Annotated in this window: 9 protein-coding genes and 2 pseudogenes; 3 read left to right on the top strand and 8 right to left on the bottom strand. The window is 37.0% G+C overall.

The genetic code is table 11. From position 1 onward, the window contains the following. From BMZ99_RS24955 to BMZ99_RS24935, 5 genes and pseudogenes are all read right to left on the bottom strand, one after another. Nucleotides 1–204: pseudogene (locus BMZ99_RS24955) on the bottom strand (IS3-like element ISBsp3 family transposase); the annotation flags it as partial. A 120-nt stretch (nt 205–324) separates the two neighbouring features. Next, on the bottom strand, nt 325–903 hold the full coding sequence (locus tag BMZ99_RS24950; protein ID WP_090944483.1) for a hypothetical protein: 579 nt from the start codon (nt 901–903) through the stop codon (nt 325–327). A gap of 411 nt (nt 904–1,314) precedes the next feature. Beyond that, nucleotides 1,315–1,752, bottom strand: coding sequence for a GNAT family N-acetyltransferase (locus BMZ99_RS24945; protein WP_090944480.1), 438 nt, complete (start codon nt 1,750–1,752; stop codon nt 1,315–1,317). 488 nt (nt 1,753–2,240) lie between these two features. After that, complete coding sequence (locus BMZ99_RS24940) at nt 2,241–2,861, bottom strand: LURP-one-related/scramblase family protein (protein ID WP_245755153.1); 621 nt, start codon at nt 2,859–2,861, stop codon at nt 2,241–2,243. 34 nt (nt 2,862–2,895) lie between these two features. Next, nucleotides 2,896–3,951 (bottom strand): SMI1/KNR4 family protein, encoded by a 1,056-nt coding sequence (locus BMZ99_RS24935; protein ID WP_217645156.1) that lies wholly within the window; start codon nt 3,949–3,951, stop codon nt 2,896–2,898. Nucleotides 3,952–4,127: 176 nt separating this feature from the next. Between BMZ99_RS24935 and BMZ99_RS24930 the strand changes: the two genes are divergently transcribed. The 3 genes and pseudogenes from BMZ99_RS24930 (at nt 4,128) to BMZ99_RS24925 (ending at nt 6,713) form a co-directional block, all read left to right on the top strand. After that, on the top strand, nt 4,128–4,673 hold the full coding sequence (locus BMZ99_RS24930; protein ID WP_090944474.1) for a hypothetical protein: 546 nt from the start codon (nt 4,128–4,130) through the stop codon (nt 4,671–4,673). Nucleotides 4,674–5,153: 480 nt separating this feature from the next. After that, nucleotides 5,154–5,561: pseudogene (locus tag BMZ99_RS27510) on the top strand (recombinase family protein); the annotation flags it as partial. Nucleotides 5,562–5,657: 96 nt separating this feature from the next. Next, nucleotides 5,658–6,713 (top strand): recombinase family protein, encoded by a 1,056-nt coding sequence (locus tag BMZ99_RS24925; protein ID WP_281246867.1) that lies wholly within the window; start codon nt 5,658–5,660, stop codon nt 6,711–6,713. Nucleotides 6,714–6,906: 193 nt separating this feature from the next. Here the strand turns inward: BMZ99_RS24925 and BMZ99_RS24920 are convergent, their stop codons facing one another. The 3 genes from BMZ99_RS24920 to BMZ99_RS24905 all read right to left on the bottom strand — a co-directional run. Beyond that, nucleotides 6,907–8,181, bottom strand: a complete 1,275-nt coding sequence (locus BMZ99_RS24920) for a trans-sulfuration enzyme family protein (protein WP_090944468.1) — start codon at nt 8,179–8,181, stop codon at nt 6,907–6,909. A gap of 1,356 nt (nt 8,182–9,537) precedes the next feature. Beyond that, nucleotides 9,538–9,987 carry an OmpH family outer membrane protein gene (locus BMZ99_RS24910; protein ID WP_090944461.1) on the bottom strand — a complete coding sequence of 150 codons (450 nt, stop codon included), beginning with the start codon at nt 9,985–9,987 and terminating at the stop codon, nt 9,538–9,540. A 332-nt stretch (nt 9,988–10,319) separates the two neighbouring features. Further along, a partial coding sequence (locus tag BMZ99_RS24905; RefSeq protein WP_139214855.1) for an IS3 family transposase occupies nt 10,320–10,627 on the bottom strand: 308 nt, incomplete at its 5' end.

Genomic DNA, 10,627 nt, shown 5'->3' with positions numbered 1-10,627 from the left:
CTTAGGCTTTTCATATCCTATAAGTTCAAGATTAAATCCATTTTCGATAAAAATTTGATTAGGTGTTTTTCCGGTTAAATACTCTCGAACAGCTTTAACTTTAAAATCAGTATGATAGGATATGGAACGGTCAGATACTTTAATCACATTCGAATTTTTCAGTAATAGGCTTTGCTCTAAATTGTTGTACAAGATCTTGCTCATTATTATCCTCCGAAAGATTTAATACTATTGATTATAAACTCAAAAATACCCCTTGTATTGGACTTTTTCTAAAATGTCCAATACAAGGGGCTCAGTTCACTTTACTTTAAATAATCTTCTTTATTTCATATATAATTTCATCTCGGCAGAAATTTCTTTCATACAAGCACCAAATGCTCCACGTTTTGCTCTTAACTCACTTGAATTAGAATCATCTTTTTTAGTCACGTTCATAATATGGAGAACTTCCGTATTTGTAGATAAAAAGGCCTTTATTTCAACACTCGTTCTTGTTCTGTTAATACTACTAAACAATCCCGTTCTAATATTGTTCTTTTCAATTACAGGAACATCAATAACCAAGAATAGTACTTTATCATAATTACTAAACTTAGCAAACTCAATAAGATCAGTCTTAGTTAGTTGCTGCTCTTCTATGAATCCTTTTTCGAACCAATACTTCTGATACTCACTTTGTATATCCGTTCCTACTACCACTTTTTGATTCGCATCGTTAAAGTACTTTTCAACTCTTTCAAAATAATCACGTGTCTTGAAATCTTGGTCCCCAACCACCACAACAGCGATTTTTTGCGGAACTGATTTTTCAGGTCTTAACATAGAGACATCAGCTGCACTTACCGCTGAAGTTAAGGAAATTGTCATTAGTGCGACTACCCATAGAATCACTTTTTTCACTTAAGTATCTCCTCCATAAATTCTTGTGTAAAAGATTTTTTAATAGGATTCCGATCGTTCACAGCTACACTATCCATCAAATCTTTTCTCAATCTAGATTCTCCTAAAAGCGTTTTTTCCCTTCCAGAATTTAAGAAAAAAACCATATTTTACGTATATAGTTCTTATACTAGCAAGTTCTATTATTTTGGCTGCCGCTATGTGATGATGCTGCCACCTGGGAACAAAGTGTTTTATGATAGTCGGGATGAGGCTATTGGTGATGGGTATATGGCTTGTAAGGTTTATAGGCCGTAGCTAAAATATAAGGTTGTGTTAATAAGACACAGCTCTGTCCACTAATGGATTATTATCTATCATCAAGTTAAGCTATTTGGACAGGGTCTCTCGACGAGGCTCCTCCCATGACCCTCAAGTAATATCTTTTGAAAACAAGAATGCCCTTTTAACATAACTCTTTTTCTCGTAAAATCTATGTGCTGCTTCCCTTTGAAAACCTGAATCCAGTTCAATTTTCTTGCAGCCTTGTACCGCGGCAATACTATAAGCTTCATCCAGCAACCGAGTTCCAATTCCCTGTCCTTTTAGAGCATCATCAACCACCATTGCATAAATATATGCAATACGTCCTTCTTGCCAAAAGTTATTCATAAAAGCTATTGCACAAAACCCTATAACTTTACCATCATATACTGCACATATATACTTGTCAGTATTCCCCTCCATCCCTCGAGAATACACGGTAAACATATCTTCTTTATGTAAATGCTTATCAGGCCAAAGTTGTTTAAACAATGAAAAAACACTATCAAAATCTTCCCTGTCTACTTCTCTTATTTGTACATCCATATATCTCTTCCTCCTCAAAATTGACAACTACTTATAATGTTATGACCTCGCTCTAGAAATTATGACTTAAAGCAACGGTTCTTTTGATTCGGTAATTTGGCAGGGATTTTTCGTTATTATAAATGATACGTTCTCCATATCGATGATTCTTTTAGCTTTTTTTTAAACTCAAGGTGTCGAGTTATCTAAAACTTAAATTTCGTGATAATGAATTGAATATCCTTGTGTAAACCAAATTAGTCTTAAATCCTCGCCCTTATTATTTTCAATACCTTTATTTCAAGCACTTCTTTTAATTGAAACAATACGATCATCAGCCCTTGAAGCATGCATTTCTCGTTTGTCTAATACGTTAAATATACCCCAACATTCTCCAACACAATTAATCCTGTCCTGCTTGAGTTGGGATGAGGCTGTGGATGCGGGGTTTGTGGCTTGTAAGGTTTGTAGGCCGTAAAGTCGATAATTGTCTTCTTGTTGAGTTGTAATTATTCTTTCAGAACCATATCGATACACATAACTGATGCCAATACAAGTGTACGTATATTGTCATCTTTATCAACCGAGTCATTGATTGAAAGCATGTAGTTGTCGGCAGATGTAAAAAGTTCTTTTCCTAGTCCTGCCCATTTTTTTGTTACACTGGCAAGTTCAGTATTGCCTTGGATAAAGCGAAAATCCCAACTTGTCCATTTTCCTTGTAGAGTGCAGAGGATAGCATTCTCCGCACTTAGAACTTCAAATTTTCCACCAATGGAAAATAGCTTTTGTTTGAAGTGACCAACGATGCTTCCATTTTCGTCAGAAACATCAACTTTTGATAAAAATATGGATATGCCACGCTTCACTGAACAGACTAGTTGGCCGTCCGAAGTACGAATTTCTATATTAAACGGTGTCATCTTCTTGTAATCTGTAAATCGAAGCAGTTTGGTAAAAAAACCAAGGTTTGGCTCTCTGCATTCGAGAATCTTCTGGTTCGTTTGAGGATCAAAAATGTCATAGTTATTTGCTGATTTGAACATTCCTACATGTTCTTTTACAAAATATTGATTATTGCGTAACGATGGATGCATATTTCCTTCTCCCTTTGTTGTATTAAAATCCATTACTGAAACCTTCTAGTCTAATGATGGCACAGCACTACTCCACTAATAGATAGGCTATGTTATATAACTTTTCACCATTGTTAGTCTCATTGAGGCGATTCAACAGTTGCTCCTTGGCTGTTTCCGTAAATCGGATAGTTTCAGATGTTTCGATAATCATCCCTTTGCCTACGCGATCATTCAACCAGTCAGTAATGAAGCTGGGGGCATAGCCTCCCGTGCTAAATTCCCCGCTAAAGACGAGTATCATCTCATAATCCTTCAGGTATCTCTCTCTATCAATGCTCGGCTGAAACTTTGTATAGAGCCAGAATTGAAGGTCATACATTAATATCGAAAGCTCATCTGCGTGAAGAGCAAAAAATCCTTTTTTCTCTACTATCTTCGTACAAATCTCCCGGATTTTATCTTCTAGATTTTCCACTTCCGTCGCATGAGCGCAAAGCTTTGCCAGCAATGGCGAAAATTCACCACGCGCTACTTTTTCCAGAGCGGTCTCCTTATCCTTCTCAGAGGTATCGTAAACTTTTTCATTCACAAGTCCACGAATAAAAGTTTCAAAATCTTTAGCAAGGAAGGTAACTTCATAATCGCATTCCTGATCTACATGGATAACCTCCGGTTCTCCATTCCTCCCACATTTACGGTAATCCAACATCACTACATCATGCCCCGCAGACGGACAATCGCAAATCACTACACCGAAGTCCGGATAGCCCCATTCATCAATCATAAATAGACTGCCTAATTGACCGCAAATGGAATATGCTTTTTCACGTCCAATTCCCATGATCCCAGTAATTGCAATATGATCTTCCGCCCATGAAGTCGGCTCATTAGTAGGAAAGCACGTATTTAATGGTATTCCGCCGTTATGAAGCTTCATCATTTCAATATACGAAGCTGGCAACTTGTACCCTAAATCTTGCTCAACAGATGCTATCAGGTCATCTGTTGGTGGAGTGCTCACATATTCTTTAATTGCATAATCGCTATCGTCCCAAAAAGAAGAATTTTTAAACTCCTTAAAATACTCTTTTTTCATATTTGATACCCTCTCGTTTTTATTACCACGTCTGGTCTGCTCCAAGCATATGAACGAAGACTACAATGTTTTTCTAAATCCAATATTCTTCTGATAATGCTTTAAAATAGTTATATCATTATATTTAGTCTAACTTGACATGCCAATATTGTAATATCATGGTAAAATACTCTAAGAAGCATTTTCGTTTGCTTTTTTACTTAATAATTAGGAGGTCTTTAATGATCGAGATTAATCTTACATCGTTAAGCGTCTTATTGAGTTCAATATATATATGGTTTTTGAACAGTTTTCTTAACTTAATATTAGCAAAAAGAATAGGAGATTCTAAAAAACTAGCATTCTTTATCCCATTCTATGGCTATTTCCGATTTGGAACTCTGATAGGTATACATCCGATATGGATAATTATAGCACTGGCCTCATCTGGGGCTGCTCCTTTTTTATTTTGGTCTTTTTTACCTTATAAGCACATAATTGTATTGGCTGCGATACTGGCAGATGCAATAATAGTTGGTCTCTCAGCCTTTAAACTCTCAAAATCAAAATGGGGGTACATAGGGGCTAGTCTCTTACTTGGATTAACAAGTGAAATATTATTAGCACCTTTTATAGCTAGTTTATTAGTTAGCTCCCAACTACCAAGCTCATTTTTTCATTATATTTTACCATTATTGTCCACATTCGTACAGATTCCTAAAATTGTACTAGTGCTATCTACCTCAAAGCCTAAAAAAGTAAACGAATTTGATAAAGTTAGCATATAGCTGAACTAGGTGAAATAATGAAAGCAACTATTAATCTAGAATTGTTTATACAAAACATCTCCCCTATTCCTGCTATCAATGACGTATCCACACTAATTGCTGAGGCATTTTATCAGTGTCTAGTTTTGGACGAGGCGTTACAGGGAGAATGCCTGCTTATACAATAAAGGATGGTTAGATATTTCTAACGGCAGAGCAATGGAATAAAGTTGTTTCTTCAATAGAAAATAGTCACGGCTCATATACAGATATAAATATTTAAGCTTAAGCAGATTCCGTTTAAGCTTTTAGAGTGGTATTATATAGACAAGGCGGTACATCCGCCTTTTTCTTTAATCGCTCAATCGAACATATGTACTAACACACACATTTCTAAGAGCAGTAAAAATTTCGATACATGAAAAGAAGGTGATTTTTATGCGGACTAGTGACAATATGAATATTGCCATCTATGTTCGTGTTTGACCAGTCAGTACTGACGATCAAGCCGACAAAGGTACAATTGAGAACCAAATCGAATTTGCAACAAAATATTGCGATCTTCATCAATTAAACATTGTTAGAATTTATAAGGACGATGGAATTTCAGGAACTCTCCCTTTTGAGTCCCGCCCAGAGGCCTCTGTCATGCTCCAGGATGCACAAGAAAAGAAGTTTGATACTCTCCTCTTCTATCGTCTTGACCGTTTCGGTAGAAGCGCTAGGACGATCCTAAATGGTGTCCATACCTTGGAGCAGTATGGGGTTAAGATTAAATCTATGACAGAGCCATTTGATACCAGCGATCCCTCTGGCCGCTTCTTACTCACGATCCTTGCTGGTGTTGCTGATTTAGAACGCAGCAATATCCTTGATCGACTTTGGCATGGCGCCAATCGAGCAGCTCGCAACGGAAAATGGCTTGGCGGCATTTGTCCATATGGCTATCGCGTTAATACGGAAGGATTTCTTACCGTTTGTGCTACTCCCCTCCCTGGTTTTGATATGTCAGAGGCTGATGTAGCAAGATTAATTTTTCGCCTTACTGTAGAGCAACATATGAGCACAATTAAAATAGCTGATTATTTAAATGCTCTAGGCGTTCCTACTAAATATGCAATTGAAGGTCATAAAGTCCCACACATAAGTGCATGGTTACCAGGACGTGTTAGAAGCATGATCGTACAGACTGCTTACAAAGGGATTCATGAGTATGGAAAACGAACTAATAAAGCAAGAGAAATCATTGAACGCAAAGTACCTGCCATCGTGGATGAAGATACTTGGAATAAAGCTCAACTCGTGTTAAAAGAGAATCAGCTAGAAGCTGTCCGTTGTGCAAAGCATAAGTACTTACTTCGTTCCCTTGTTCGATGCTCACAATGTGGTTTAAAATTTGCTGGAACGGGCTTTCCGAACGCAAAAGGGATGCGAGTTGGTTATTATGTATGTAATGGAAAAACTTCTTATAGAGGCAAGATTCTAGGAAAATGCAAAGCTAAAAATATACCTTCCGAATGGCTAGATGAAAAGGTTTGGAACGATTGTGTTAGCTTTATTAACAATCCCGGACAATTATTAACCGACCTCACACCAGAAATAAAAAGTAGCACTATTTCGATAGAACATGAGCTAGAATTGATCAAGTCTTCCCTTTCGCAAAAGGATACAGAAAAACAGTCCATTCTTGATTTATATCGAAAGCAACTTATAACCGCTAAAGATGTTGAAGAACAGCTTTCTAAAATCATCAATGAATGTGCTGCTCTCGAAGACAGGCAGAAAGAATTAAAAAATGTCCTTCTTGCGACCAATGAAGAAGTTAATCGCAAGAAGGACGCTATTATGCTTTTAAATGATTTAAAGGATAAAATCTCAGGTGAAGTTACGTTTGAAACGAAACGAGACATTGTTAAGCAGCTCGTACGTGAAGTAATCGTAAGTACGGAACATATAGAAGGAAAAGACAAACCAGAAGTAAATATACACGTAAAGTTTGTTTTCTCCCAGGTTGTTATCTGCACGGACAAGCATGTAAATCATAAAATAAGTAAAATTTAAATTCAGAAAGGAGATTAATACAGGAATTAGTTGTAGAACTAGAGATCGTGTTAAAGAGGCTCGAATCCCATAAAGTTGTTAATCAAAACCCTTGCAACTAAAACTGAAATTACTCCAGAAAGTTTGAGCATTATAGCAGAAAAACTCTTAGAGATGAAAAAAACCACCTCCGACTAATCGATGTCTAAATTACTTATAAACATCCTGCCGCTTGGTTGAGATCACGCAAAAGATCCTGGTAGTCTTCGAGTCCGGCATGGAAGCGTAAAATATAACCATCAGGCTTAGGCGTAACTTCGCGATTGGCATGCACCGGCAATACAAGCGATAAATGCCCACCCCAGCTTTCAGCAACCCAAAACAAGTTTAGTGCATCAACAAAAGCCTCGATATGCTTTGTCGATAGATCTGGGCGAAAAACGACGCTAAAAAGACCATTTCCTTTACCAAAATAGCGCTGGAAACGCTCATGATAAGGTGAAGTTTCCAAAGACGGTGAAAGGACGCTGGTAACAAAAGGCTGCTTTAAAAACCATTGGATCAGCCGTTGAGCAGTATCAGCGTGTTGATCGAGACGTTCTTCAGCCGAATCAAGTCTGTGATAAAGTCGCGAGCAAGTAGTTGGTGCGACTGCACCATTACCGTTTGCACGTAACTCATCGGCAATGATCTGCAAATCTTGTGGGTGCTTGGCGATAACAATCCCTGATGGCGTATCACCATATCCACCTTCGTATTTTGTCGTCGCTTGAACAACAATATCAATGCCGTGTTCAAGCGGTTGAAAACGGACATGGCTTGCCCATGTGTTGTCCATAATAGTACGCAACTTGGCATCTTGCGCTATAGCGATCATCCCATGGATGTCGGGTATTTCGAAAGTACCGCTGCCCGGAGCCTCGATATAGACAATCAAGTCTTCACGTTTAGAATATTCGCTAAGTGCTTTTAATAGGACCGAGAGAAATTCATCTTTCGAAGCACCTGCGGAATAACGGATTTGTTTTATTTTGCGCCGGTTTAGAAAGCGAAGCATAGGTCCATATACATTATCAGGAATAAGAACTGCTTTCGGTGAAAACGCGTCTAAAGTCGTTGCAATCGCAGATAATCCCGATGGACAGATGACGGCACCATGACCTTTATGCAAAGCCGCAATTTTTCTACATACAGCATCTGCTTCAGGTGTCTGAGGAACGCCATATTCCGCACCACCATAAGGTGCTTTGCCACATTTATCTGCTGTGCGATAAGTCGCAAGCTTAGGAAACAAAACTGAACTTTGCCCCCAAGAACCCTTTTGCGAAAAGCAGCTTGCTTCTCCTAGACCAGATGGATTGGGATGTCCACAAACGGCATAGGGATCAGAAATAGGATCATGTAAAAGTTGTGTTTTAGGCGAACAGAGCGCGAGAAACGTACGTCTTGCTTCGCATCTAATTAAAGCTTCTGGTATTTTGCTCTCCATAAGAATTCTCCTTTAATTTTATCGTCTATATTTATACTTTTTAATGAAGAAAGAAGTCCTTTTAACAAAATCCACTTCATTCCTTCGATTTTTTGGGAAACTTACGTTAGATAAATTTCTACAAATATCATATACCTTATAATGCGGAAAGACATCCTTGTCCCATTCTTTAATGTAAATCTTTTTTCAACAGTCCCTGAATCGCTTTTGCCAATTCGTGTACACCGTCCGGAGTTGGCGGGGTATTTCTTAGCACCTACAATCCAACCATCTTTTATTGCAAAATTCTTGTTTTTTCTTATCCCCTGCCATAAAAATACTCCTCCTTCATTAAGACACCACCGTCTCAAGGTAACGACTCTACCGTCTCCTCCTTATTAAAGAGATGCTTTACAGTCTTTAAAATTATTAAGAAAACTGTTTAGATTAGACATTTTCACCACCTAGACTTCACTTCTAAAACTTACTAATATAATTATGTATTAGATCTTCTGGAGTTAGTAGTATAGAAATAAAAACTACCAACATGAATAACAAAAAATTTTACGCAATTTATTTGCTAGGATAGATGAAACAACGATTATGGTTTATGTGCTTTAAGATTATACCGAAAGAAGCGTTCTTCGCTACGCATGATAAATCTCGCTGCTGAGTGGAAATAGTTGCTGAAATAAGGGTGAATCAATGTACTGTTTTTGATCGGAAAGATACGATTCTGGCAAAATACTGTAAATTTTTATATTGAGATTATTTTTCCTTTACTCTATAGTATAAAGCTAATTCCTTAATTAGTCCAAACTTATCAGAGATTTACTTTAATTACACTCATACTTTCGCAAACAAAACCTCCAAATAGCTATCACATACGCATGATCATGACATCATTTCTCTCAATCAGTAGTAATTATAGGCTGTTTTCCGCCATTGCAATAAGTTTCATTCCATTCAATCGTTAATAGCTAGATGACAAATAACTTTATCTTACCGTTCTATAAAACATCTACCCTTATCATCAAATAAATAATGCATCTACTGTACTTGTCTATGCTATTATCAAACAATTCTAGCTGCACATACCTATTCCCTTACTAAATCAGAACCATGTGCGCCAATACTACGAACTGGAGTCTTCCACCAGTATTGGTTTTCAATAATCCCATCGCCTTACTAACAATGTCATTAGATATAAATGTCGGTCCTGACAAATTTCCTTGTCCCTCAAAGGATATAAAATCATTCCCTTACACTGACAGATATCGTTAGACGAACTGCCATACTCTCTGCCCAGCAGTACTAAAAAATAGAGACCAGCGGTTCATTTCGTCCGCTGATCTCTTTATTAGTTGGATCATTCTTTTATTTTGCCATGATCTTTTTCATTACATCATCAGTTATATCTTGCCCGCCATAAACTGCGGCTCCTGCATCTATAACAATAGTTAAGCCTCTAGACTTCGCCACGGCTTTGACAGCATCGTTTAATTTGTTTTGAATAGCTTCTAAAAGATTCTGTTGCTTAATTTGAAGACCTTGTTGTAGTTGCTGATAATATGATTGTTTTTCCTGATCATTCATATTAACTGATTTTGTGTCAAAGTTGTATTTTGCTTGTGCAATAGCATCGTTCATTGCTATCTGTGCTTTTGCTGAATCGGGATGCTGTTCAACTAAATGTTGATAATTTACTATTCCAACTGAAGATGCAGCAGCATAGGTAGTACTGATATTAGTAATGGTGATTATACTGAAGAAAACGAAAGATGCTAAAAAGATATTCATAAGTTGCTTGCCGTTTATTTTTATCATTGGTTATTCCTCTTCTCTTTTCTTGATTGATTTTAAGTGCGATTATGCATTAAATTATTTTATTTATTATAATATAAAATTCCACCAAAAGCATCTATCTAAAGATATAGATTAGTGGATATTTGCTTATACTTTTCTACTCTAGTACCATCCTATAATAGAAATTTTCCTGTCGTAGTACGACCGAAGAGATCCGTACCGGTGGAGCAAAGATAATGTTTGCAGTCTTAGAACTGACGTTAAAATTTACGATTAGTATAATAAAAAGAGCATAACTCTGCTATACTATGAACTGGTACCTAGAAATAGGACATTATAGAAAAAAGCCTAAATTAAGCCACAATGAGATGATCCCGATATTGAATCGGGGTCATTTTTTTTAATCCCCATTGATAGCGATGACAGTTATAGTATTCAATATAATTATAAATGGTTTCTTTAAGGTCGTTAAAAGTTTGACAGCTTTTAATATCGACTTCATCCTTCATATGACCAAAGAAAGATTCCATGGATGCATTGTCTAAACAGTTTCCCTTTCGGGACATAGACTGCTTGATATGTAAGTCTTTTAAGGAAAGTTGAAAGTCTGGATGTGTATAGTGAAAGCCCTGATCTGAATGAAGGATTACCTCAGGATGAA

The organism is Pelosinus propionicus DSM 13327 (assembly GCF_900114615.1).
Classification (GTDB): domain Bacteria; phylum Bacillota; class Negativicutes; order DSM-13327; family DSM-13327; genus Pelosinus; species Pelosinus propionicus.
This window is presented reverse-complemented; position numbering and strand designations above follow the sequence as displayed.